This is a genomic window from Streptomyces sp. NPDC001604 (assembly GCF_042893475.1).
In the GTDB taxonomy this organism is placed as follows: Bacteria; Actinomycetota; Actinomycetes; order Streptomycetales; family Streptomycetaceae; genus Streptomyces.
The window spans coordinates 35,411-57,508 of sequence record NZ_JBIAUY010000019.1; the positions used below are offsets into that span (position 1 = coordinate 35,411).

Annotated in this window: 23 protein-coding genes and 1 tRNA gene; 10 read left to right on the forward strand and 14 right to left on the reverse strand. The window is 68.9% G+C overall.

Features of this window, described 5'->3' with window-relative positions; genetic code table 11:
• Positions 1–111 precede the first annotated feature (111 nt).
• Genes galT through galK form a run of 3 tightly spaced genes read left to right on the forward strand, consistent with a single transcriptional unit; the run spans position 112 to position 3,307 of the window.
• Complete coding sequence (gene galT / locus ACFY1E_RS37560; protein ID WP_115907702.1) at positions 112–1,170, forward strand: galactose-1-phosphate uridylyltransferase; 1,059 nt, start codon at positions 112–114, stop codon at positions 1,168–1,170.
• Complete coding sequence (gene galE, locus ACFY1E_RS37565; protein ID WP_389084395.1) at positions 1,170–2,144, forward strand: UDP-glucose 4-epimerase GalE; 975 nt, start codon at positions 1,170–1,172, stop codon at positions 2,142–2,144. Before galT ends, galE begins: the two co-directional genes overlap by 1 nt.
• Positions 2,144–3,307 (forward strand): galactokinase, encoded by a 1,164-nt coding sequence (gene galK / locus ACFY1E_RS37570; RefSeq protein ID WP_389084397.1) that lies wholly within the window; start codon positions 2,144–2,146, stop codon positions 3,305–3,307. Before galE ends, galK begins: the two co-directional genes overlap by 1 nt.
• Here galK and ACFY1E_RS37575 read toward each other — a convergent pair.
• The gene (locus ACFY1E_RS37575) at positions 3,300–3,743 is read right to left on the reverse strand and encodes a GNAT family N-acetyltransferase (RefSeq protein WP_389084400.1); all 444 of its coding nucleotides are present in this window, start codon (positions 3,741–3,743) and stop codon (positions 3,300–3,302) included. The genes galK and ACFY1E_RS37575 overlap by 8 nt on opposite strands.
• A 304-nt stretch (positions 3,744–4,047) precedes the next feature.
• On the opposite strand from ACFY1E_RS37575, the gene ACFY1E_RS37580 reads away from it, so the two are divergent.
• Entirely contained in the window at positions 4,048–4,815 is a 768-nt protein-coding gene (locus ACFY1E_RS37580) for a response regulator transcription factor (RefSeq protein ID WP_351473656.1), read from the forward strand.
• A gap of 121 nt (positions 4,816–4,936) precedes the next feature.
• Here the strand turns inward: ACFY1E_RS37580 and tamR are convergent, their stop codons facing one another.
• Positions 4,937–5,434: a MarR family transcriptional regulator TamR gene (gene tamR, locus ACFY1E_RS37585; protein ID WP_030941878.1), complete on the reverse strand. Its 498-nt coding sequence runs from the start codon at positions 5,432–5,434 to the stop codon at positions 4,937–4,939.
• Between the two features lie 89 nt (positions 5,435–5,523).
• Here tamR and ACFY1E_RS37590 point away from each other — a divergent pair, with 89 nt between their 5' ends.
• The 3 genes from ACFY1E_RS37590 to ACFY1E_RS37600 all read left to right on the forward strand — a co-directional run bounded on the left by ACFY1E_RS37590 (position 5,524) and on the right by ACFY1E_RS37600 (position 6,945).
• Positions 5,524–6,342, forward strand: a complete 819-nt coding sequence (locus ACFY1E_RS37590; protein ID WP_389084404.1) for a trans-aconitate 2-methyltransferase — start codon at positions 5,524–5,526, stop codon at positions 6,340–6,342.
• Entirely contained in the window at positions 6,339–6,707 is a 369-nt protein-coding gene (locus ACFY1E_RS37595; RefSeq protein WP_389084406.1) for a VOC family protein, read from the forward strand. The genes ACFY1E_RS37590 and ACFY1E_RS37595 overlap by 4 nt, the downstream gene beginning before the upstream one ends.
• 64 nt (positions 6,708–6,771) lie before the next feature.
• Positions 6,772–6,945 (forward strand): CsbD family protein, encoded by a 174-nt coding sequence (locus tag ACFY1E_RS37600; RefSeq protein ID WP_389084409.1) that lies wholly within the window; start codon positions 6,772–6,774, stop codon positions 6,943–6,945.
• Between the two features lie 27 nt (positions 6,946–6,972).
• Here ACFY1E_RS37600 and ACFY1E_RS37605 read toward each other — a convergent pair whose 3' ends face one another.
• On the reverse strand, positions 6,973–7,650 hold the full coding sequence (locus ACFY1E_RS37605; protein WP_030941872.1) for a TetR/AcrR family transcriptional regulator: 678 nt from the start codon (positions 7,648–7,650) through the stop codon (positions 6,973–6,975).
• Positions 7,647–8,654, reverse strand: coding sequence for an acyl-CoA desaturase (locus ACFY1E_RS37610; RefSeq protein WP_389084411.1), 1,008 nt, complete (start codon positions 8,652–8,654; stop codon positions 7,647–7,649). The genes ACFY1E_RS37605 and ACFY1E_RS37610 overlap by 4 nt, the downstream gene beginning before the upstream one ends.
• 313 nt (positions 8,655–8,967) lie before the next feature.
• Here ACFY1E_RS37610 and ppc point away from each other — a divergent pair, with 313 nt between their 5' ends.
• Positions 8,968–11,697: a phosphoenolpyruvate carboxylase gene (gene ppc, locus ACFY1E_RS37615; protein ID WP_389084414.1), complete on the forward strand. Its 2,730-nt coding sequence runs from the start codon at positions 8,968–8,970 to the stop codon at positions 11,695–11,697.
• A 67-nt stretch (positions 11,698–11,764) separates the two neighbouring features.
• Here the strand turns inward: ppc and ACFY1E_RS37620 are convergent, their stop codons facing one another.
• From ACFY1E_RS37620 to ACFY1E_RS37655, 8 genes are all read right to left on the reverse strand, one after another.
• Complete coding sequence (locus ACFY1E_RS37620) at positions 11,765–12,445, reverse strand: LPXTG cell wall anchor domain-containing protein (protein WP_389084416.1); 681 nt, start codon at positions 12,443–12,445, stop codon at positions 11,765–11,767.
• Positions 12,446–12,580: 135 nt separating this feature from the next.
• A complete protein-coding gene (locus ACFY1E_RS37625) occupies positions 12,581–13,096 on the reverse strand; it encodes a hypothetical protein (RefSeq protein ID WP_389084419.1) in 516 nt (171 codons plus the stop codon).
• 42 nt (positions 13,097–13,138) lie between these two features.
• Positions 13,139–13,741: an aminoacyl-tRNA hydrolase gene (gene pth, locus ACFY1E_RS37630; RefSeq protein WP_389084421.1), complete on the reverse strand. Its 603-nt coding sequence runs from the start codon at positions 13,739–13,741 to the stop codon at positions 13,139–13,141.
• Positions 13,742–13,807: 66 nt separating this feature from the next.
• A complete protein-coding gene (locus ACFY1E_RS37635; RefSeq protein ID WP_389084423.1) occupies positions 13,808–14,404 on the reverse strand; it encodes a 50S ribosomal protein L25/general stress protein Ctc in 597 nt (198 codons plus the stop codon).
• A gap of 215 nt (positions 14,405–14,619) precedes the next feature.
• Positions 14,620–15,600, reverse strand: coding sequence for a ribose-phosphate diphosphokinase (locus ACFY1E_RS37640; protein ID WP_351473629.1), 981 nt, complete (start codon positions 15,598–15,600; stop codon positions 14,620–14,622).
• A 75-nt stretch (positions 15,601–15,675) separates the two neighbouring features.
• Positions 15,676–17,124: a bifunctional UDP-N-acetylglucosamine diphosphorylase/glucosamine-1-phosphate N-acetyltransferase GlmU gene (gene glmU, locus ACFY1E_RS37645; RefSeq protein ID WP_389084425.1), complete on the reverse strand. Its 1,449-nt coding sequence runs from the start codon at positions 17,122–17,124 to the stop codon at positions 15,676–15,678.
• 121 nt (positions 17,125–17,245) lie between these two features.
• Positions 17,246–17,317 (reverse strand) — tRNA-Gln (locus ACFY1E_RS37650).
• Positions 17,318–17,340: 23 nt separating this feature from the next.
• Positions 17,341–18,204 carry a hypothetical protein gene (locus ACFY1E_RS37655; RefSeq protein ID WP_389084428.1) on the reverse strand — a complete coding sequence of 288 codons (864 nt, stop codon included), beginning with the start codon at positions 18,202–18,204 and terminating at the stop codon, positions 17,341–17,343.
• Positions 18,205–18,371: 167 nt separating this feature from the next.
• Between ACFY1E_RS37655 and ACFY1E_RS37660 the strand changes: the two genes are divergently transcribed.
• Positions 18,372–19,676, forward strand: a complete 1,305-nt coding sequence (locus tag ACFY1E_RS37660) for a sensor histidine kinase (RefSeq protein ID WP_389084431.1) — start codon at positions 18,372–18,374, stop codon at positions 19,674–19,676.
• A gap of 22 nt (positions 19,677–19,698) precedes the next feature.
• Here ACFY1E_RS37660 and ACFY1E_RS37665 read toward each other — a convergent pair whose 3' ends face one another.
• Positions 19,699–20,193 carry an SUKH-3 domain-containing protein gene (locus ACFY1E_RS37665; protein ID WP_389084680.1) on the reverse strand — a complete coding sequence of 165 codons (495 nt, stop codon included), beginning with the start codon at positions 20,191–20,193 and terminating at the stop codon, positions 19,699–19,701.
• Between the two features lie 74 nt (positions 20,194–20,267).
• Positions 20,268–20,795, reverse strand: a complete 528-nt coding sequence (locus ACFY1E_RS37670; RefSeq protein ID WP_389084433.1) for a YwqJ-related putative deaminase — start codon at positions 20,793–20,795, stop codon at positions 20,268–20,270.
• 304 nt (positions 20,796–21,099) lie between these two features.
• Here ACFY1E_RS37670 and ACFY1E_RS37675 point away from each other — a divergent pair, with 304 nt between their 5' ends.
• Positions 21,100–22,098: an SMI1/KNR4 family protein gene (locus ACFY1E_RS37675; protein ID WP_389084436.1), complete on the forward strand. Its 999-nt coding sequence runs from the start codon at positions 21,100–21,102 to the stop codon at positions 22,096–22,098.

Below are 22,098 nucleotides of genomic sequence, written 5' to 3' on the forward strand. Positions count from 1 at the left end.
GTTTTGTTGATGCTCTTTGTTGGATTGTGATGTTGACGGATGTGAGGGGGCGATGTTCCAATGTGTTTGGTTCTGTTTGATGATTGATGTGGCTCGAATAGGGAGTCCGCAGTGAAGAAGACCTCGACCCGCCTGGCCGACGGTCGCGAGTTGATCTACTACGACCTGCGCGACGACAACGTGCGCGACGCGGTGGACCACCGGCCGCTGGAGCGGACCGTCACGACCTCCGAGATCCGCCGTGACCCTCTGCTCGGCGACGCCATCGCCGTCGCCTCGCACCGCCAGGGCCGCACCTACCACCCGCCGGCCGACGAGTGCCCGCTGTGCCCTTCCACGGGCGGTCGCCTGAGCGAGATCCCGGACTCGTCGTACGACGTGGTCGTCTTCGAGAACCGCTTCCCCTCCCTGGCCGGCGACTCGGGCCGCTGCGAGGTCGTCTGCTTCACCTCCGACCACAACGCGTCCTTCGCCGACCTCACCGAGGAGCAGGCCGCGCTGGTCCTGGAGGCATGGACGGACCGTACGTCCGAGCTGTCGCATCTCCCCTCCGTGGAGCAGGTGTTCTGCTTCGAGAACCGGGGCGCGGAGATCGGCGTGACGCTCGGACATCCGCACGGCCAGATCTACGCGTACCCGTTCACGACGCCTCGCACCGCCCTGATGCTGCGCCAGGTCGCCCAGCACAAGGAGGCGACGGGCGGGGAGAACCTCTTCGACGCCGTCCTGCAGAGCGAACTCGCCGGTGAGCGGGTCGTCCTGGAGGGTGAACACTGGCTGGCGTTCGTGCCGTACGCGGCCCACTGGCCGTACGAGGTGCACCTGTACCCCAAGCGCCGCGTGCCCGACCTGCTGGGCCTGGACGAGGAGGCGCGCACAGAGTTCCCCAAGGTCTATCTGGAACTCTTGAGGCGCTTCGACCGGATCTTCGGCGAAGGTGAACCGCCCACGCCCTACATCGCGGCCTGGCATCAGGCGCCGTTCGGGGCGCTGGAGGACTTCGAGGGCGTCAACCGTGACGACTTCGCGCTCCACCTCGAGCTTTTCACCATCCGCCGAACCTCCGGCAAGCTGAAGTTCCTCGCGGGTTCCGAGTCCGGCATGAACGTGTTCATCAACGACGTGCCGCCGGAGCGCGCGGCCGAGCGACTGCGAGAGGTAGCGAGTTGATGAGCGGTAAGTACCTGGTCACCGGGGGTGCGGGCTATGTGGGCAGCGTGGTCGCCCAGCATCTGCTGGAGGCGGGCCACGAGGTCACGGTCCTCGACAACCTGACGACCGGCTTCCGCGAGGGGGTCCCGGCGGGCGCGGCCTTCATCGAGGGTGACATCCGCGACGCCGCCAAATGGCTGGACCCCTCCTACGAGGCGGTCCTGCACTTCGCCGCGTTCTCGCAGGTCGGCGAGTCGGTCGTGAAGCCCGAGAAGTACTGGGACAACAACGTCGCCGGCACCATGGCGCTGCTCGGCGCGATGCGCGAGGCGGGCGTGCGCAAGCTGGTCTTCTCCTCCACGGCCGCCACGTACGGCGAGCCGAAGGAGGTCCCGATCGTCGAGTCGGCGCCCACCTCGCCGACCAACCCCTACGGCGCCTCGAAGCTCGCTGTCGACCACATGATCACCGGAGAGGCGGCGGCGCACGGTCTGGGCGCGGTCTCGCTGCGCTACTTCAACGTGGCGGGCGCCTACGGCAAGCAGGGCGAGCGCCACGACCCGGAGTCGCACCTCATCCCGCTGGTGCTGCAGGTCGCGCAGGGCAGGCGGGACGCGATCTCCGTCTACGGCGACGACTACCCGACACCGGACGGCACCTGCATCCGCGACTACATCCATGTCGCGGACCTCGCCGACGCCCACCTGCTCGCACTGAAGGCCGCCACCCCCGGCGAGCACCTCATCTGCAACCTGGGCAACGGCGAGGGCTTCTCGGTCCGCCAGGTCATCGAGACGGTCCGGCAGGTCACCGGCCACCCGATCCCCGAGGTCGTGGCCCCGCGCCGCGGCGGTGACCCGGCGGTCCTGGTGGCCTCGGCCGCCACGGCCCGCGAGAAGCTGGGCTGGAACCCGTCCCGCGCGGACCTCGCGGGGATCGTGGCGGACGCGTGGGAGTTCGCGCAGTCCATCAGCACAGCTAGGGAGCAGTAGTGGGCGCAGTGCAGGTGCGGGACGGTTTCGTGGAGCTCTACGGATCCGCGCCCGAAGGTGTCTGGTCGGCGCCGGGCCGCGTCAACCTCATCGGTGAGCACACCGACTACAACGACGGCTTCGTGATGCCCTTCGCGCTGCCGCACACCGCGATCGCGGCGGTCTCCCGCCGCACGGACGGGATCCTGCGCCTGCACTCGGCGGACATCGAGGGTGACGCGGGCGGGGTCGTGGAACTCCGGCTGGACGACCTGGCCCCGGAGTCGGACCGCAACTGGACGGCCTACCCGGCGGGTGTCGTCTGGGCCCTGCGCGAGGCCGGCCACCCGGTGACCGGCGCGGACGTCCACCTGTCGTCGACGGTTCCGTCCGGCGCGGGTCTGTCCTCCTCGGCGGCGCTCGAGGTGGTCGTGGCCCTGGCCCTGAACGACCTCTTCGAACTGGGCCTGCAGCGCTGGCAGTTGGCCCGCCTGTGCCAGCGCGCCGAGAACGTCTACGTCGGCGCCCCCACCGGCATCATGGACCAGACGGCCTCCGCCTGCTGCGAGGAGGGCCACGCGCTGTTCCTCGACACCCGGGACCTCTCCCAGAAGCAGATCCCCTTCGACCTGGCCGCGGAGGGCATGCGGCTGCTGGTCGTGGACACCCGCGTCAAGCACGCCCACAGCGACGGCGAGTACGGCAAGCGCCGCGCGGGCTGCGAGCGGGGCGCGGCCCTGCTGGGCGTCGACGCGCTGCGGGACGTCCCGTACGCGGAACTCGACGCCGCACTGGCGCGGTTGGGCGACGACGAGGAGGCGGTCCGCCTGGTCCGCCACGTCGTCACCGAGGACGAGCGGGTGGAGAAGGTCGTCGCCCTGCTGGAGGCGGGCGAGACCCGGGCGATCGGCCCGGTCCTGAGCGCCGGTCACGCCTCCCTGCGCGACGACTTCCGCATCTCCTGCCCGGAGCTCGACCTGGTCGTGGACACGGCCCTCGCCTCCGGCGCCCTCGGCGCCCGTATGACCGGCGGCGGCTTCGGCGGCTCGGCGATCGTCCTGGCGGAGGCGTCCGACGTGGACACCATCACCAAGGCGGTCGAGGAGGCGTTCGCCTCCGGCGGTCACACCGCTCCGAGGGTGTTCGAGGCGGTACCTGCGGCAGGAGCACGCAGGCTCAGCTGAGCCGCTTCGTGAGTGTGTACTCCGTGATCCCCGGCGGATAGTCGGGGATCACGCACACCACCTCGTACCCCTGCTTCCGGTAGAAGCCCGGCGCCTGGAAGTCCCAGGTCTCCAGCCGGGCCGAGGTGCAGCCCCGCTCGTCGTGCGCGATCCGTTCCGCCTCCGCCAGCAGCCGTGAGCCGAGGCCCGCGCCCCGCCACCGCTCGTCCACCCACAGGTAGGCGACGTGCAGCCAGGTCGTCCAGGTGTGGCCCACCAGGCCCGCGGCCAGCTCGTCCCGCTCGTCCAACACCCAGACGTGCAGCGGATGTTCACGTTCGGCCGGGGTGCCGCGCAGGGCGCGCAGCACGGGGGAGGCCTTCGTGTTGGTGTCGCGCAGCCGGGAACGGAGAAGATCGCGCCGGGTCCTGTCGACTTCTGTCTCAAGACGAAACATGCGGCTCACGATAAACGCGTCGGCCGGCCAGTTCTGCGAATTGCCTTCCGCTCCTGGCCCCCGGCCGTACCCTGATGAGCAGCACCGGTGGGGGCCGGTGCCGATCAGGGGGCGAGACAGTCGGGTACGACACCCGAAGTGGGGGTAGCAGTTTCCGCACAGCGGCGGCCGTGCGGTGTGCCGTTCCGGTCCCAGGTGGTCACAGCGGACGACCTGGGATGCTTCGGGTGCCGTACCTGCGCCCGTGCCGTCTCCCGACAATGGGGTATCCCCTGCTCTTGGAGAGCTTGGGGAAGGGGGTTTCGTGGTTCGCATCCGAGTCCTGGTCGTCGACGACCACCGCATCTTCGCCGAGTCGCTCGCCGCCGCCCTTGCGGCCGAGCCCGACGTCGACGTCTCCGCCGCGGGCAGCGGTCCCGCCGCGCTGCGCAGCCTGGAGCGTGCGGCGGCCGAGGGCCGCCGCTTCGACGTGCTGCTCGTCGACTCCGACCTGGGCGGCAACGTGCCGGGCGTACGGCCCGCCGTGCCCGTCCAGGAAGGCAATGAGGAGGGCCTGGTCGACGGGATCTCGCTGGTCGCCGGCGTGCGTTCCGGGCAGCCGGGCGTACGGATCGTCGTCCTCGCCGAGAAGGACGATCCGCGGCGTGCCGCGCTCGCCCTGCAGGCCGGGGCCTCCGGCTGGGTCGCCAAGGACTGCTCGCTGTCCCGGCTGCTCAATGTCATCCGGGGCGTCCTGCGCGACGAGACCCATCTGCCGCCCGCCCTGCTCACGGGCGTCCTCAGGGAGCTGACGGCCGCGCGCAAGCACCGCACCGAGAGCGAGCGGCTGGTGGAGTCCCTCACGCCGAGGGAACGGGAGGTGCTGCGGTGCATGGTCGCAGGCCTCGGGCGCAAGGCCGTCGCCGAGCGCCTGTTCCTCTCCCCGCACACCGTCCGCACCCATATGCAGAACGTCCTCGGCAAACTGGGCGTCCACTCGACCCTGGCCGCGGTCGCACTGGCACGACGGGCGGGGGTCGGACCCGTCGACCTGGGGCCGGCAGGCCGGGTGGAGGAGAGCAGCAGCGCCTGACCAACACCGTGAACGGGAGCGCCCTTAAGGGGCGCGGGGCTGCATCTGACATCCGGCTCCGCCGCGCGGGCGCGACAAGCCACGACGAACCCGCAGCCGAACGGCGCCCCCAGCGGAGCGCCTAGCCAGGGATGTTGTCGAACGGTGCCGTCAGCTGCCGTAGCAGACCGGCGAGCTCACCCCGCTGGGCGCGCGACAGCTCGGCGAGGATCGCACGCTCCTGGTCGAGCAGTCCGGCCAGGGCCTGGTCCGCGCGGTCCCGGCCCTCGTCCGTCAGCCGCACCAGCACACCGCGGCGGTCGCTCGGGTCGGGCAGCCGCTCCACCAGGCCCTTCTTCGCCAGGCGGTCGATGCGGTTCGTCATCGTGCCCGAGGTGACCAGGGTCTGCGTGAGCAGCTGCCCCGGGGAGAGCTGGTACGGCGTGCCCGCGCGCCTGAGCGCCGTCAGCACGTCGAACTCCCAGGGCTCCAGGCTGTGCTCGGCGAAGGCCAGCCGGCGCGCCCGGTCCAGATGCCGGGCCAGTCTGCTCACCCGGCTGAGCACCTCGAGCGGTTCCACGTCGAGGTCCGGACGCTCCCGGCGCCACGCTGCGACCAGTCGATCGACCTCGTCCTCCATGACGATCAGTGTAGTGGTTGTGTCGATGTGAAGTCTCTTGATGTCAAGTCTCTTGACATCGAGAGAAGTCGCTGGGGAAGGTAGGAGACATGAGCACCCCCACCTGGGACCCCACCCAGTACCTCCGCCACGCCGGCCACCGCGCCCGCCCCTTCGCCGACCTCCTCGCCCGCGTCCCGGACCTGCCCACGCAGCCGCCCCGCATCGCCGACCTGGGCTGCGGCCCCGGCAACGTCACCGTGTTCCTGGCCGACCGCTGGCCCGCCGCCCACATCACCGGCTACGACAACTCACCCGAGATGCTCGACAAGGCCCACGTCGACCACGCGGGGCCCACCCCCGGCGGCGGCCGCCTCGACTTCGCCCCCGCCGACGCCCGCACCTGGGCGCCCGCAGAGCCGTACGACCTGATCGTCAGCAACGCCACCCTCCAGTGGGTCCCCGGCCATGCGCAGCGCTTCGCGGAGTGGATCGCGGGTCTGAAGCCCGGCGGCACCTTCGCCTTCCAGGTCCCCGGCAACTTCGGCGCCCCCAGCCACCGGCTCATGCGCGAACTCGCCCACTCCGCCCACTGGAAGGACCGCCTCGCCGACACCCTCCGCCACGAGGACGCCGTCCTCGCGCCCGAGACCTACCTCGAGCAGCTGACCGCCCTCGGCTGCACGGCGGACGTCTGGGAGACGACGTACATCCACCTCCTGACCGGCGAGGACCCCGTCCTCGACTGGGTGAAGGGCACCGGCCTGCGACCGGTCCTCACCGCCCTCGCCGACGACCCCGCGGCCCGGGACGCCTTCCTGGACGAGTACCGCACGGCCCTGCGGGAGGCCTATCCGGCCGGGGCGCACGGTACGGCGTTCCCGTTCCGCCGGATCTTCGCCGTGGCCACGAGGAGGCGTGAGCCGTGATCACCGCCGTCGACCACGTCCAGCTCGCCGCACCGCCCGGCTCCGAGGACCGGCTGCGGGCGTACTACGCCGGCGTCCTCGGGATGGCCGAGATCCCCAAGCCGCCGGTGCTCGCGGCGCGGGGCGGGTGCTGGTTCCAGGCCGGGAGTGTGCAACTGCACCTGGGGGTGGAACAGGACTTCCGGCCCGCGAAGAAGGCCCACCCCGGACTGCGGGTCACCGGGATCGAGCGCTACGCCGCCCGGCTGCAGGCCCACGGGGCGCAGGTGGAGTGGGACGACAACCTGCCCGGCCACCGGCGCTTCTACTCCGAGGACCCCGTGGGCAACCGGCTGGAGTTCCTGGAGCCGGAAACCGCTGTTTGAGGGCCCCCGCGGAGGTCACCCGCTGAGGTGACACCGACGCCGATCCCTGCAGGGGGTGAGAGACATGGCGAAGGAAGAGAAGACCAGGGCCAAGAAGGAGCAGATGAAGGGCAAGGCCAAGGAGGCAGCGGGCCGTGCCGTCGGCAACGAGCGGATGACCGCCGAGGGCAAGGCCGACCAGATGAAGGGCGACGCACGCCAGGCGAAGGAGAAGGGCAAGGACACCTTCAAGCACTGAGCGGGGCACACCCCAGGGCGCCGGGAGTCAGCTCTTCCGGCGCCCGATCAGGTGCGGCTTCGCCTCCAGCCCGTCCAGGCCGTGCCACGCCAGGTTCACCAGATGCGCCGCGACCTCCGCCTTCTTCGGACGGCGCACGTCCAGCCACCACTGGCCGGTCAGGGCGACCATGCCGACCAGGGCCTGCGCATACAGCGGAGCCAGCTTCGGGTCGAAGCCGCGGGACTTGAACTCGCGGCCCAGGATGTCCTCCACCTGGGTGGCGATGTCCGAGATCAGTGAGGCGAAGGAACCCGTCGACTGCGGGATGGGCGAGTCACGGACCAGGATGCGGAATCCGTCCGTGTACTCCTCGATGTAGTCCAGAAGCGCGAACGCCGCCTGCTCGCACAGCTCTCGCGGATGACCGGCCGTCAGGGAACTGGTCACCATGTCCAGCAGACGCCGCATCTCACGGTCCACCACCACCGCGTACAGCCCCTCCTTGCCGCCGAAGTGCTCGTACACCACCGGCTTGGACACCCCGGCCTTCGCCGCGATCTCCTCCACCGACGTGCCCTCGAAACCCTTGGCTGCAAACAGGGTGCGACCGATCTCGAGCAGCTGCTGACGGCGCTCGGCCCCCGTCATCCGGGTGCGCCGCGCTCGCCGCGGCTTCTCATTCGTCGGGGTGCTGCTGGAGTCGGTCGCCACGGCGTCAATCATGCCGCCTTCGCCGACTCCTTCCGGGGCTCGGAGCCGTCCTCGCCGGTGTTACGGCGTGAATCGATACGCGAGCGTGACGGCCAGCGCACGTCGTAGGCCCAGCCGAGCGCCTCGAACCAGCGGATGATGCGCGCCGAGGAGTCCAGCTGGCCGCGCATCACACCGTGCCGCGCGGAGGTCGGGTCGGCGTGGTGCAGGTTGTGCCAGGACTCGCCGCAGGACAGCACCGCGAGCCACCACACGTTGCCCGAACGGTCACGCGACTTGAAGGGCCGCTTGCCGACCGCATGGCAGATCGAGTTGATCGACCAGGTCACATGGTGCAGCAGAGCCACCCGAACGAGTGAGCCCCAGAAGAACCCGGTGAACGCCCCCCACCAGGACATCGTCGCCAGACCACCGATCAGCGGCGGCAGCGCCAGCGACAGCGCCGTCCAGAACACGAACTGGCGGGAGATCGCACGGATCGCCGGGTCCTTGATCAGATCCGGCGCGTACTTGTCCTGCGGCGTCTGCTCCTCGTCGAACATCCAGGCGATGTGCGCCCACCACAGGCCCTTCATCAGCGCCGGGACCGTCTCCCCGAAACGCCACGGGGAGTGCGGATCGCCCTCCGCGTCGGAGAACTTGTGGTGCTTGCGGTGATCCGCCACCCAGCGGACCAGGGGCCCCTCGACCGCCATCGACCCCATGATCGCGAGCGCGATCCGCAGAGGACGCTTGGCCTTGAAGGAGCCGTGCGTGAAGTACCGGTGGAAACCGATCGTGATGCCGTGGCAGCCCAGGTAGTAGAAGAAAACCAGCATGCCGAGGTCCAGCCAGCTCACCCCCCATCCCCACGCCAGCGGCACCGCGGCGACCAGCGCGAGGAACGGGACGGTGATGAAGAGCAGCAGCGTGATCTGCTCGATCGAGCGCTTCTGCTCCCCGCCCAGCGTGGCGGAGACGGACGTGTCGCCGGTCGCCTTCGGGGCGTCTTCGATCACATCGGAGCTTGTGGTCATGGGCGTCCCCTGTGGGGTCGAGGGTTGAGGGTGTGATGCCGGGGTAGGCCATGGAAACCGTGCCCGGGTTCCATTACGACGGTCCCTACGGTTCCGTAACCTACGGCGTCGTAAGTATGGCAGCGAGTCGCCCGGCGGCAAGAGCCCGAAATCATGCGCGTCCGCATGGACACCTATCCTGGAGTCGGTCGGACAGCGCGGTCCGCTCTGATTCCTTTCCCGGATGCCAGGGCCGTATGCGGCGCCCGCCGCGCGGCCCCGGGCGCCGGGTTCCCCTCCCGGACGAGCTTCAACACTGCAAGGAGCCGCACCTGTGAGCAGTGCCGACGACCAGACCACGACGAGCAGCGAACTGCGCGCCGACATCCGGCGGCTGGGCGACCTCCTCGGCGAGACCCTCGTGAGGCAGGAGGGCCCCGAACTGCTGGAACTCGTCGAGAAGGTCCGCCGCCTCACCCGCGAGGACGGAGAGGCCGCCGCCGAACTGCTGCGCGGCACCGAACTGGAGACCGCGGCCAAGCTGGTCCGCGCCTTCTCCACCTACTTCCACCTCGCCAACGTCACCGAACAGGTGCACCGCGGCCGCGAGCTGCGCGCCAAGCGCGCCGCCGAGGGCGGCCTGCTGGCCCGTACCGCCGACCGGCTGAAGGACGCCGACCCCGAGCACCTGCGCCAGACGGTCCGCCACCTCAACGTGCGCCCCGTGTTCACGGCGCACCCCACCGAGGCCGCGCGCCGGTCGGTCCTCAACAAGCTCCGGCGCATCGCCGCACTTCTGGAGACCCCGGTCATCGAGTCCGACCGCCGCCGCTACGACACCCGTCTGGCCGAGAACATCGACCTCGTATGGCAGACCGACGAACTCCGCGTCGTCCGCCCCGAGCCCGCCGACGAGGCCCGCAACGCCATCTACTACCTCGACGAGCTCCACGCCGGCGCCGTCGGCGACGTCCTGGAGGACCTCACCGCCGAACTGGAGCGCGTCGGCGTCAGGCTCCCCGACGACACCCGCCCCCTCACCTTCGGCACCTGGATCGGCGGCGACCGCGACGGCAACCCGAACGTCACCCCCCAGGTCACCTGGGACGTCCTGATCCTCCAGCACGAGCACGGCATCAACGACGCCCTGGAACTCATCGACGAACTCCGCGGCTTCCTGTCGAACTCCATCCGCTACACCGGCGCCACCCGGGAACTCCTCGACTCCCTCCAGGCCGACCTGGAACGCCTCCCCGAGATCAGCCCCCGCTACAAGCGCCTCAACGCCGAGGAGCCCTACCGCCTCAAGGCCACCTGCATCCGGCAGAAGCTGGAGAACACCAAGCAGCGCCTCGCCAAGGGCACCCCGCACGAGCCGGGCCGCGACTACCTCGGCACCAGCGAGCTCCTTCAGGACCTCACCCTCATCCAATCCTCCCTGCGCGAGCACCGCGGCGGCCTCTTCGCCGACGGCCGCATGGACCGCACCATCCGCACCCTCGCCGCGTTCGGCCTCCAGCTCGCCACCATGGACGTACGCGAACACGCGGATGCCCACCACCACGCCCTCGGCCAGCTCTTCGACCGCCTCGGCGAGGAGTCCTGGCGCTACGCCGACATGCCCCGCGACTACCGGGCCAAGCTCCTCGCCAAGGAACTCAGGTCCAGAAGGCCCCTCGCCCCCACCCCGGCGCCCGTCGACGCGCCCGGCGAGAAGACCCTCGGCGTGTTCCAGACCGTCAAGCGGGCCCTGGAGGTCTTCGGACCCGAGGTCATCGAGTCGTACATCATCTCCATGTGCCAGGGCGCCGACGACGTCTTCGCCGCCGCCGTCCTCGCCCGCGAGGCCGGGCTCATCGACCTGCACGCCGGCTGGGCCAAGATCGGCATCGTGCCGCTCCTGGAGACCACCGACGAACTCAAGGCCGCCGACACCATCCTCGAGGACATGCTCTCCGACCCGTCCTACCGGCGCCTCGTCGCGCTCCGGGGCGACGTCCAGGAGGTCATGCTCGGCTACTCCGACTCCTCCAAGTTCGGCGGCATCACCACCAGCCAGTGGGAGATCCACCGCGCCCAGCGCCGACTGCGCGACGTCGCCCACCGCTACGGCGTACGGCTGCGCCTCTTCCACGGCCGCGGCGGCACCGTCGGCCGCGGCGGCGGCCCCTCCCACGACGCGATCCTCGCCCAGCCCTGGGGCACCCTCGAAGGCGAGATCAAGGTCACCGAACAGGGCGAGGTCATCTCCGACAAGTACCTCGTACCGTCCCTGGCCCGCGAGAACCTCGAACTCACCGTCGCCGCGACCCTGCAGGCCTCCGCCCTGCACACCGCCCCCCGCCAGTCCGTCGAGGCCCTCGCCCGCTGGGACGCCGCCATGGACGTCGTCTCCGACGCCGCCCACGCCGCCTACCGAAAGCTCGTCGAGGACCCCGACCTGCCGACGTACTTCCTCGCCTCCACACCGGTCGACCAGCTCGCCGACATGCACCTGGGCTCGCGGCCCTCCCGCCGCCCCGGCTCCGGGGTCTCACTCGACGGACTGCGCGCCATCCCCTGGGTCTTCGGCTGGACCCAGTCCCGCCAGATCGTCCCCGGCTGGTTCGGCGTCGGCTCCGGCCTCAAGGCACTGCGCGAAGCAGGCCTCGACACCGTGCTCGACGAGATGCACGAACAGTGGCACTTCTTCCGCAACTTCATCTCCAACGTCGAGATGACCCTCGCCAAGACCGACCTGCGGATCGCCGCCCACTACGTCGACACCCTCGTCCCCGACGAGCTCAAGCACGTCTTCGACACCATCAAGGCCGAGCACGAGCTGACCGTGCGCGAGGTGCTCCGGGTGACCGGGGAGGACGAACTGCTCGACGCGCAGCCCGTGCTGAAGCAGACCTTCGCCATCCGCGACGCCTACCTGGACCCGATCTCCTACCTCCAGGTCACCCTCCTCAAGCGCCAGCGCGACGCCGCGGCCGCCGGTGAACAGCCCGACCCGCTGCTCTCCCGCGCCCTCCTGCTCACCGTCAACGGCGTGGCAGCGGGCCTGCGCAACACCGGCTGACACCCCCGCAGCACATGAGGGTGCCCCCGGGCTCGTACGAAGCCCGGGGGCACCCTCATGCCGTACATCAGGCCCTGCGCCGGCGCACCACCAGATAACCGCCACCGGCCACCAGCGCGGCCGCGACACCCGAGAGCAGGCCCACCGGAGCACTGCTGCCCGTCTCGGCCAGGTCACCGCCGGAACCACCCTGCGGGGACGCCGAAGCGGACGCGGACCCGGACGAAGGCTCGGACGAGGACGAAGAGCCGGGCGACGGAGACGACGACGAAGGCGCAGACGCAGACGCCGAGGACGACGCCGACGGCGAAGGCGTCGAACCGCCGCCGCCCTGCGAGTCCTTGCAGTCCGTCCAGAACACCTTGTGCTTGGCGGCGCCCTTCTCACCGTCGAAGTTCCAGAACAGCTTGTAGTGCCCGTCGGGCAGCGACATGTCCGCCGTACGGCCATGACCCTCGGCGTCCAGCGTGATGGCGCCGGTCTTCACCGTCTTGCCCTTCACACCGGCCGTCGGAGCCCAGGCCTCGATGTGCCAGTCGACCTGCTGGACCGCGTCGAAACCGAACGCGTCCAGATAGAACGTGCAGACGTGCGGCTCGTTCCGTTTCAGCTCCTCGCCGGTGGTGGCGTCATGAATCTTCACAGTCCCGTTGTCACCGGGAACAGTGGCGTGAGCGGCAACAGGCGCGGAGAACAGCGCCGCCGCGGCGACGGCGGTCAGAGCGCCGACGCGGTTGAGGGTACGCATGGGGCAAGTCCATCTTCGAGTTACGGACGGGAAGATGTGGAGGGGGCGGCTAAGCATCCAGCCACACCTGACCCAAGGTCAATCACGAACAGACAACGCTCGGATTCTCCACAGAACGGAGAACGGGAAAAGCCGTCAGATAGTCACGAAAGCTGCCGTCAGCAACACGACCCCCGACCCCGCCATGACCCACCCGGCCCGCGTCCGCCCCAGCCCCCCGGCCACCACCACCGAAGCCAGCAGCAACGCCCCGCCGAACGGAACCCAGGCATACAGAATCCCCGCCGGCCCCGACCGCACGACCTCATCGCTGTCCGGCTTCACCACCACCGTGTACGTCCGCCCCTTGCGCACCGCAACCGTCTTCTCGATGACCACCCGGTCCCGACCCGAAGAACCCTGCGAAATCGGCGTATAGCGCCCCGAACACGAATCGTCCCCGCACCGCGCCACCTCGATCGTGCCGCGCTCCCGCCCCTTCGTGAGCATCACATACGGAGCCGTCCGCCACGACGCCCACACCCCGGCGATCAGGATCAACACCGCAACCATGCCCATCGCCGCAAACCGCCCGAACCGCAAAGCGGCAACCGAGGCCCGGCGCGAAACCGGACGGGACGAGGCGGCAGTGGCAGGCATGGCCGGGATCATTGGCCATGCCCCCACACCAGGTCAACTCCGGTGGGGGACAAGTCAGGAGTTGTACGTGCTTTGCGCCCGCTCCAACCCCTCGATCACCAGACACTCCACCGCATCCGCCGCCCGGTCCACGAAGTAGTCCAGCTCCTTGCGCTCCGTGGACGAGAAATCCTTCAGCACAAAATCGGCAACCTGCATACGACCAGGCGGCCGCCCGATCCCGAACCGCACCCGGTGATAGTCCGCCCCGAACGCCTTCGTCATCGACTTCAACCCGTTGTGCCCGTTGTCCCCACCACCGAGCTTCAGACGAAGAGTGCCGTAATCGATGTCCAACTCGTCATGCACCGCCACGACGTTCGCCACCGGCACCTTGTAGAAATCCCGCAGCGCGTTCACCGGACCACCGGAGAGATTCATGTACGACATCGGCTTCGCCAGAATCACCCGCCGATTAGCCGGACCGACAGGCCCGATCCGCCCCTCCACAACCTGCGCCTGAGCCTTCCCCGCCCGCTTGAACCTCCCCCCGATCCGCTCGGCCAGCAGATCCGCCACCATGAACCCGACGTTGTGCCGGTTCATCGCATACTCGGGTCCCGGATTCCCGAGGCCGACGATCAGCCAGGGGGCATTGGCAGGGGTGGTCACGTCCATGTCTCCTTATACGGCAGCCGCTGCTCCCCCAAGGGAAGCAGCGGCTGAACGAAACGACAGCGAGGATCAGGCCTCGGCGACCTCTTCGCCCGCGGCCTCCTCGCCCTCCGCAGCCTCCTCGGCCTGCGAGGCCAGGACCTGAAGGACGACAGTGTCCTCCTCGACGGCCAACGTGGTGCCCTTCGGCAGCGTGATGTCCTTGGCGAGGATGGAGGCACCGGCCTCCAGGCCCTCGACGGAGACAGTGACGGCCTCGGGGATGTGCGTGGCCTCGGTCTCGACCGGCAGCGCGTTCAGCACGTGCTCCAGCAGGTTGCCACCCGGGGCCAGCTCACCCTCGGTGTGGACCGGAACCTCGACCGTGACCTTCTCGCCACGCTTGACCAGCAGCAGGTCCACGTGCTCCAGGAAACCCTTGATCGGGTCACGCTGAACCGACTTCGGGATCGCCAGCTCGTTCGTCTTGCCGTCGATCTCCAGAGAGATCAGGACGTTCGGCGTACGCAGCGCAAGCAGCAGGTCGTGACCCGGAAGGGTCAGGTGCAGCGGGTCGGAACCGTGACCGTACAGAACACCGGGAACCTTGCTGTCACGACGGATACGACGGGCAGCACCCTTACCGAACTCGGTACGGGTCTCGGCGGTGAGCTTCACCTCGGACATGATCACTCCTCGTACAAAACAGGAACGGACGTGGTCACCCGGCCACGAACGGCCTGCTACGAAGAGCGCGTCGATAACGGACCGCCATACCCCGCCACAAACGGGTACGGCCTCCCTCGCCGAGCAACTGCAGCAGTCTACTCGGCCAAGGAGGCCACACCCAAAACGATCTCCGGAAGAGACAGAACCCACCGGGGCCCGCCTGCGCAGAACCCTTACTGCTCGTCGAACAGGCTCGTCACCGAACCATCCTCGAACACCTCACGCACCGCACTCGCAATCGTCGGCGCAATCGACAACACCGTGATCTTGTCCAGATCCCGGCCCAGCTCAGCCGGCGTCGGCAGCGTGTTCGTGAACACGAACTCACTCACCCGCGAGTTCTTCAGACGATCCGCAGCGGGACCGGACAGCACACCATGCGTCGCCGTCACGATCACGTCCTCCGCACCGTGCGCGAACAGCGCATCGGCAGCGGCACAGATCGTGCCACCCGTATCGATCATGTCGTCGACCAGGACACACACCCGACCCTTGACCTCACCCACGACCTCATGGACGGTCACCTGGTTCGCCACGTCCTTGTCACGCCGCTTGTGCACGATGGCGAGCGGAGCGCCCAGTCGGTCGCACCAGCGGTCAGCCACGCGCACACGCCCGGCGTCAGGCGAGACCACGGTGAGCTTGGCCCGGTCGACCTTCTCACCCACGTAGTCCGCAAGCAGCGGAAGAGCGAAGAGGTGATCCACAGGCCCGTCGAAGAAGCCCTGGATCTGGTCCGTGTGCAGATCCACGGTCAGGATGCGGTCCGCACCCGCCGTCTTCATCAGATCAGCGACCAGCCGCGCCGAGATCGGTTCGCGACCACGGTGCTTCTTGTCCTGCCGCGCGTAACCGTAGAACGGCACGATGACGGTGATGGACCGCGCCGAAGCCCGCTTCAGAGCATCGATCATGATCAACTGCTCCATGATCCACTGATTGATCGGAGCCGTGTGGCTCTGGATCACAAAGCAGTCCGCGCCACGCGCCGACTCCTGATAGCGGACGTAGATCTCACCGTTCGCGAAGTCGAACGCCTTCGTCGGGACGACGCCGACCCCCAGCTGCTGGGCGACCTCCTCGGCAAGCTCGGGGTGGGCGCGGCCGGAGAAGAACATCATCTTCTTCTCGCCGGTCGTCTTGATCCCGGTCACAGCTGTCTCCTCAGAGGTGTCTCAACTGGGTGTGCACTTATCACGGTACGCCGACTCCGGCGCACCCGTTTCCGGTCAGTCTTCGCTCTCGACCTGCCGAGACGCCGCCTCAGCCGCCTGCGCCGCCGCGCTCCCCGGACGCTTGCGAACCACCCAACCCTCGATATTCCGCTGCTGACCACGGGCCACAGCCAACGAACCGGGCGGCACATCCTTCGTGATCACGGACCCCGCAGCGGTGTACGAGCCGTCCCCGACAGTGACAGGAGCCACAAACATATTGTCCGCACCCGTCCGGCAATGCGACCCGACCGTCGAGTGGTGCTTCTCCTGGCCGTCGTAGTTCACGAACACACTGGCGGCACCGATGTTGGTGTAGTCACCGATCGTCGCGTCACCGACATAGGAGAGGTGGGGGATCTTGGTCCCCTCGCCGATGGTGGCGTTCTTCGTCTCGACGTACGTACCGATCTTGCCCTTCGCAGCGAGACGCGTGCCCGGCCGGAGATAGGCGAACGGACCGACCTTCGCCTGCGGCCCGATGTGGGCACTGTCGGCCACCGTGTTGTCGACACGGGCCCCGGCGTCCACCCGGGTGTCGGTGAGACGGGTGTTGGGGCCGACCTCCGCGCCCTCACCGAGGTGCGTGGAGCCGTGCAGCTGCGTGCCCGGGTGGACGACGGCGTCCTGCTCGAACGTGACGGTGACATCGACCCAGGTGGTCGCCGGGTCGATCACGGTGACGCCGGCGAGCATCGCGCTGGTCAGCAGCCGGTCGTTGAGGATCCGACGAGCCTCGCTCAGCTGCACCCGGTTGTTGATACCGGCGATCTCATGGTGATCACCCGTGACGGACGCCCCGACACGGTGACCCGCCTCACGGAGGATCCCGAGGACGTCGGTCAGGTACTCCTCGCCCTGGCTGTTGTCCGTACGCACCTTCTTCAGCGCGTCCGCCAGCAGCAGACCGTCGAACGCGAACACACCGGAGTTGATCTCACGGATCGCGCGCTGCGTCTCGGTGGCGTCCTTGTGCTCGACGATCTCGGTGACGGCACCGGTCGCCTCGTCGCGGATGATCCGGCCGTAACCGGTGGCGTCCGGGACCTCGGCGGTCAGCACGGTCACGGCGTTCGAGTCGGCGGAGTGGGTCGCGGTGAGCTGCCGGAGCGTTTCACCGGTGAGCAGGGGGGTGTCGCCACACACGACCACGACGGTGCCGTCGACACTGCCGCCCAGCTCGTCCAGGGCGATACGTACGGCGTGGCCCGTGCCGTTCTGCTCGGCCTGCACGGTGGTGCGTACGGCGGGGTCGGTCTCGGCGAGGTGCGCGGTGACCTTCTCGCGGGCGTGCCCGACCACGACGACGAGGTTCTCGGGGTCCAACTCACGGGCGGCGGCGAGCACATGCCCCACGAGGCTGCGGCCACAGATCTCGTGCAGGACCTTGGGTGTGGCCGACTTCATACGGGTGCCCTCACCCGCTGCGAGAACGACGACGGCTGCCGGGCGAATGGCGCTCACGGGGTTGCCCTTCGGCTGTGGAGTGAGTGGGGACATCCGCAGGATACCGGGGCGTTTCTTGGGGGACATGGGAGCGGGCCCTGACGGTGTTGTCACCAGTCAGGACCCGAACTTGGTTAAGCTCCCCCGCCAGGACTCGAACCCGGACAGATGGCACCAAAAGCCACAGTGCTGCCAATTACACCACGGGGGAACAATCTCGGCTAAACCGGACATTTAGTCAGGTCGCCGAGTGGCGGCTCCTACTATGCCGTACCACCAGCCCTCGATGCGACGGTACAGGTCGGCTCCGTCCCTGACGTCGATGCGGAGGCAGCCGTAGTAGTTCTCCTCGGTGTTCTTCCGGTTGGTGCTGGGGTTGTGTTTCTTGAGTGTGGTCTTCAGTAGTGCGGACGTCTCGATGCCGACGTGATGCGCCCAGAATTCCTCGGCGGCTGCCACGTTGGCGGTCTCGTGGATGTGTACCGCAAATCGGAGGCTGTCGGGCTCTACGCGGAGCAGCTTCAGCCAGGCCAGGAAGACCGTGACCATGTCGGGGTCACTGTTCACGAAGGTCACGCGCTCTCGCCGGCTGTGGGGCTTCCTTTTGGCTCCCTCGGCCCAATACAGGCCTACCCCGATCAGGAATAGCTCCCGGTCGCTCAGTCGGCCCACCTCTGTCATCGCCAGTTGCTTCGTGTGCTGCCGTTCCTCGTCGCGCAGCCGAAGCTTGGCTTCCCAACCTCGCTTCGCGATCGCCGAGGCTTCCTCCTGCGTCCGTTTCTTTCGCTCCGGCGTTGGCAGATCCCGTACCCACAGCGAGATCGAACTCTTCGAGCACCCCAGCTCCACCTGGATCTGGTCGTACGTCCAGCCCTGGAGTCGGAGCTCCCTTGCCCGGTCCCGGAGGTCGTCCTTGGCGTTCGGGCGCTTCGTCCATTCCGGAGGGGGCTCGCCCTCCAGGAGGCGGTTGAGGATGTCGTTGTTGTCGACGTGCAGGCGGTCGCGGATCTGGCGGCGGCTGAGGCCTGCCCGCCGCAGTTCTACCGCCCGCTCCCGCAGTCCCTCGAAGTCGGCGTATTCGCCATGTGAATGTGCCATGGGCATACCGTCCGGGCGGAATCCGGGGTTCCGGGGGCGAACAATGTGCGATTCAGCAGTTCGAGGGATATCGGTCTGTTTCGCTTACGTTCGGTTACGGAGTGTGGTGTAGACCCATCGCGAAAACTCGCCGGAAAACGGGGCGTGGACGCCCTTAGGCTGGAGGCATGACCACGACGGGGGAAGTGCACGCGGCGGCCCGCGGAGGGCCGTGGTGGTGGGCCAGGTGGCGTAGTGCGGCCTTGGATGTCGGCCTGGCGGTGGCGTCCGCGGTGGAGTGTGCGTTCGAGGGTGTTCGGTTTGCTCGGGACGCGGGGATTCCGGTGGCCGCGGGCGTGGTGTTCGGGGTGTCGGCCGGCTCGGCGCTGCTGGTGAGGCGGCAGTGGCCGATTGCTGTGGTGCTGGTGTCGATCGCCATCACCCCGGCCCAGATGGGCTATCTGATGGGGGTCGTCGGGCTGTACACGCTCGCCGCTTCCGAGTTGCCGCGGCGGATCATCGGTTCGCTGGCGGGGATGTCGCTCGTCGGCATGTTGATCGTGATGTTCGTGCGGGTGCGGCAGGACATGGCGCGGGGGTCGTGGGATCTGGGGGACTGGTTCGTTCCGTTTGCTGCGATCACGACGGCGATCGGGATGACTGCGCCGCCGTTGCTGCTGGGCCTTTATGTGGGGGCTCGGCGGCGGCTGATGGAGAGCTTGCGGGAGCGGGCGGACAGTCTTGAGCGTGAGCTGCAGCTGCTGGCGGAGCGGGCCGAGGAGCGGGCCGAGTGGGCGCGGAACGAGGAGCGGACTCGGATTGCGCGGGAGATGCATGACGTGGTCGCCCATCGGGTGAGCCTCATGGTCGTTCACGCGGCTGCGCTGCAGGCCGTTGCCCGGAAAGACCCCGAGAAGGCCGTCAGGAATGCGGCGCTGGTGGGGGACATGGGGCGGCAGGCGTTGACCGAGTTGCGGGAGATGCTCGGGGTGCTGCGGAGTGGGGATGGGGCGCGGGGGGCCGAGCGGTCCGTTCCGTTGGCTGCGGTGGGGGTGGCTGCTGCCGTGGCGGCTTCGAGGGCCGTGGATGAGGGGGAGGGGCCCTGCCTGGAGGAGTTGGAGGAACTCGTCGGGCAGTCGGCGGCTGCGGGGATGGTGGTGGATCTGTCCGTCGAGGGGGATGTGCGGTCGTATGCCGCTGAGGTGGAGCAGACGGCGTATCGGGTGGTGCAGGAGGCGTTGACGAACGTCCACAAGCATGCGGCGGGTGCGAAGACGCATGTGCGGCTTGCGCATCGGGTGTCGGAGATCGCGATGCAGGTGGAGAACGAGCCGCCGCCGGAGGTGGCTTCGGCGTCGTCGGCGCGGTTGCCGTCCGGGGGGAACGGTCTGGTGGGGATGAAGGAGCGGGTGACCGCGCTGGGTGGGGTGTTTGTGTCGGGGCCGACGGATGCGGGGGGTTTCCGGGTGTCGGCGGTGATTCCGGCGGCGTAGTGGCCCTTGTGTTTCCGGGCGTTCAGCCTGCGGTGAGTCGTACGGGTTCGATGCCTGAGATGAGGGCGCCGAGGGCTTGGTCGATGTCGGGGCCGAGGTACCAGTCGCCTGTGTGATCGAGGGCGTAGATGCGGCCTTCGGTGTCGACGGCGAGGAGGGAGTGGGTCTCTGTCTCGGTGCCGAGGGGGCTGACTTCGGTGTCGAGGGCGCGGCCGAGGTCGTTGAGGGTGCGGGCCATGTGGAGGCCGTGCAGGGGGTCGAGGTGGAGGGCTGCGGGGGCGATCTGGCGGCCGGGTCCGGTGGGGGTGATGTGGAGGCCGCCGAATTCGGCCCAGGCTTCTACGGCGGCGGGGAAGACGGCGTGGCGGTGGCCTGCGGGTGAGGTGTGGTCGCGGAGGGCGTCGGCCCAGATCTCGGCCTGTTTTATGTCCCAGCGTCCGGGTTGCCAGCCGGCGGCGCGGAGGGCGGCGTCGACGGGTACGGGGAAGCGCGTGGTCGAGGTGCGGTCGGGGTGCATCTGCCCTTCGATCGTCGAGTTAGCTGGGGTCATGGGTCGGCGCGGGGTCGCCGTTTTGCCTGGGGGTGGGGGGTTCAGCCGTCTGCTGCTGCGGGGTCGACGATGCGGACGCCGTAGTGGGCGCTGAGGGCGGTGCAGGCGCGGCAGGGGGTGGCGAAGCTGCCGTGGAGGGGGTCGCCGTCCTCGCGGATGCGGCGGGCGGTGAGTTTGGCCTGTTTGAGGGCTTTGCGGGCTTCGCCGTGGGTCATGGGTTTGCGGGTGGCGCGTTTGCTGCGGGCGGCGTCGGCGGCGGCTATGTGGCGGGAGATGAGGATGGTTTCGGCGCAGCGGCCGGTGAAGCGGTCGCGTTGGGCGCTGGGGAGGGTGTCGAGGAAGTCCTGGACGAGTGGGTGCAGGGCTGGGGGCTGGTCGCCGCGGGCGGCGGTGCCGGTGAGGGTGGCGCCGCGGACGGAGAGGGCGGCGGCGATGGTGGGGAGTATGCCGTCGCGGCGGTGGAGGAGGGTGGGGGCGTGGGGGGTTTCGGTGGCGCTCCAGCCGATGCGGGGGTCGCCGGACGGCCCGGTGTGCGGTGCCGTGTGTGGTCCCGTCTGCGTCGCGTTCATGATCGTCTTCCCCTCCCGAGCCTCCCCCGGAGGTCACAGAGTGCCAAATGCCGTGGCTGGTGCGGAAGCTGGGGCGGTGCGACACGCCCGGGTTTGGGCGGGCTGTCACGGCGGGGTGACGGCTGGTCACGGAAGCGGAGGGTGGCTGACCGGTGCCCGGTGACCGGTGCGGTCGTACCGCATAGGCTGTCGGCACCGCGATCCACGCGGCGGACGTGTGGAGAGGGTTGTACAGGAGATACGGGGCGGGTTGGCCGGTGGCGGTCATCGCGGTCCGTAACGAACGCCGCAGGGGGCAAGCGCCATGACGACAGGTCGGCTCGGGCAGCAAGCCGCGCCGCCGAACGCGGCTTATGCCGGGCAGGTCGTGCATTTCCCGGATCCGGTCCGGGCGGCACGTCACCCGAGAGGGGTACGTGTGGATGAGCGCGGTTACCCCGACTTCTCGCCGTATGCGCGTGCTGCTGCGGAGATCGCGGAGCCGCCGGAGGGGTTCGGGGTCGACGAGTTGCGGCTGACGGACTACGTGTCGGCGAATGCGGCGCTTGCGGCCTCCGGGCATGAACTGTGGGACACGGTGCCGGCGGTGGCGACGCCGCATGGCTGGACGTGGCATCACGTGGTGGGGTCGCGGCGGCTGGAGTTGGTGCCGGTCGAGGTCAAGGCGTTGCTGCGGCATCACGGTGGGATCGCGACGGCGGCGGTGGATCAGGGCAAGCGGGGGACGCGGCCGTTGCAGGAGACGCGGCCGGCGCATTTCGGGTTGCCGAAGTCGGGTGTGGCGGTGACGGAGTCGCAGGTGCAGGGGGTCGAGGAGGACCTCGGGTATCGGTTGCCGGGTGCGTACCGTTCGTTTTTGAAGGCTGCGGGTGGGTGTGCGCCGGTGGGTGCGGCGCTGGATGCCGAGCTGGGGTTGCTGGTCGACCAGCCGTTCTTCACGGTGCGGGACGAGGCGGCGGTCAATGATCTGGTCTACGTCAACAAGTGTCTGCGTGACCATCTGACCAAGGATTACTTGGGTGTTGGGTTTGTGCAGGGCGGTTTGCTGGCGTTGAAGGTGAAGGGCGAGCGGCCCGGTTCGGTGTGGTTCTGTGCGTATGACGACGCGAGGGACGTGGATCCTTCGTGGGCGCCGGCGGATCGGGTGGAGCGGTTGTTGCTGCCGTGCGGTGAGGACTTCGACGCGTTCCTGGCGCGACTCGCGGGCAATCCGCCGGAGTTGGAGACGGTGGCGAATCTGATGGTGGACGGCGGGTTCGCGTATTCCGTTCCGGTCTCTTCCGTCTCTTCGGTGGGGGAGTGA

Coding starts and splice junctions, on each gene's coding strand:
- ACFY1E_RS37590 (WP_389084404.1), top strand. CDS start 5,524: ATGAGCACCCCCACCTGGGACCCCACCCAGTACCTCCGCCACGCCGGC.
- ACFY1E_RS37605 (WP_030941872.1), bottom strand. CDS start 7,650: ATGATTGACGCCGTGGCGACCGACTCCAGCAGCACCCCGACGAATGAG.
- ACFY1E_RS37670 (WP_389084433.1), bottom strand. CDS start 20,795: ATGAACGCGACGCAGACGGGACCACACACGGCACCGCACACCGGGCCG.
- pth (WP_389084421.1), bottom strand. CDS start 13,741: ATGGACGTGACCACCCCTGCCAATGCCCCCTGGCTGATCGTCGGCCTC.
- ACFY1E_RS37660 (WP_389084431.1), top strand. CDS start 18,372: ATGACCACGACGGGGGAAGTGCACGCGGCGGCCCGCGGAGGGCCGTGG.
- ACFY1E_RS37675 (WP_389084436.1), top strand. CDS start 21,100: ATGACGACAGGTCGGCTCGGGCAGCAAGCCGCGCCGCCGAACGCGGCT.
- tamR (WP_030941878.1), bottom strand. CDS start 5,434: ATGGAGGACGAGGTCGATCGACTGGTCGCAGCGTGGCGCCGGGAGCGT.
- galE (WP_389084395.1), top strand. CDS start 1,170: ATGAGCGGTAAGTACCTGGTCACCGGGGGTGCGGGCTATGTGGGCAGC.
- ACFY1E_RS37635 (WP_389084423.1), bottom strand. CDS start 14,404: ATGTCCGAGGTGAAGCTCACCGCCGAGACCCGTACCGAGTTCGGTAAG.
- ACFY1E_RS37625 (WP_389084419.1), bottom strand. CDS start 13,096: ATGATCCCGGCCATGCCTGCCACTGCCGCCTCGTCCCGTCCGGTTTCG.
- ACFY1E_RS37620 (WP_389084416.1), bottom strand. CDS start 12,445: ATGCGTACCCTCAACCGCGTCGGCGCTCTGACCGCCGTCGCCGCGGCG.
- ACFY1E_RS37665 (WP_389084680.1), bottom strand. CDS start 20,193: ATGCACCCCGACCGCACCTCGACCACGCGCTTCCCCGTACCCGTCGAC.
- ACFY1E_RS37575 (WP_389084400.1), bottom strand. CDS start 3,743: ATGTTTCGTCTTGAGACAGAAGTCGACAGGACCCGGCGCGATCTTCTC.
- ACFY1E_RS37600 (WP_389084409.1), top strand. CDS start 6,772: ATGGCGAAGGAAGAGAAGACCAGGGCCAAGAAGGAGCAGATGAAGGGC.
- ACFY1E_RS37610 (WP_389084411.1), bottom strand. CDS start 8,654: ATGACCACAAGCTCCGATGTGATCGAAGACGCCCCGAAGGCGACCGGC.
- ACFY1E_RS37655 (WP_389084428.1), bottom strand. CDS start 18,204: ATGGCACATTCACATGGCGAATACGCCGACTTCGAGGGACTGCGGGAG.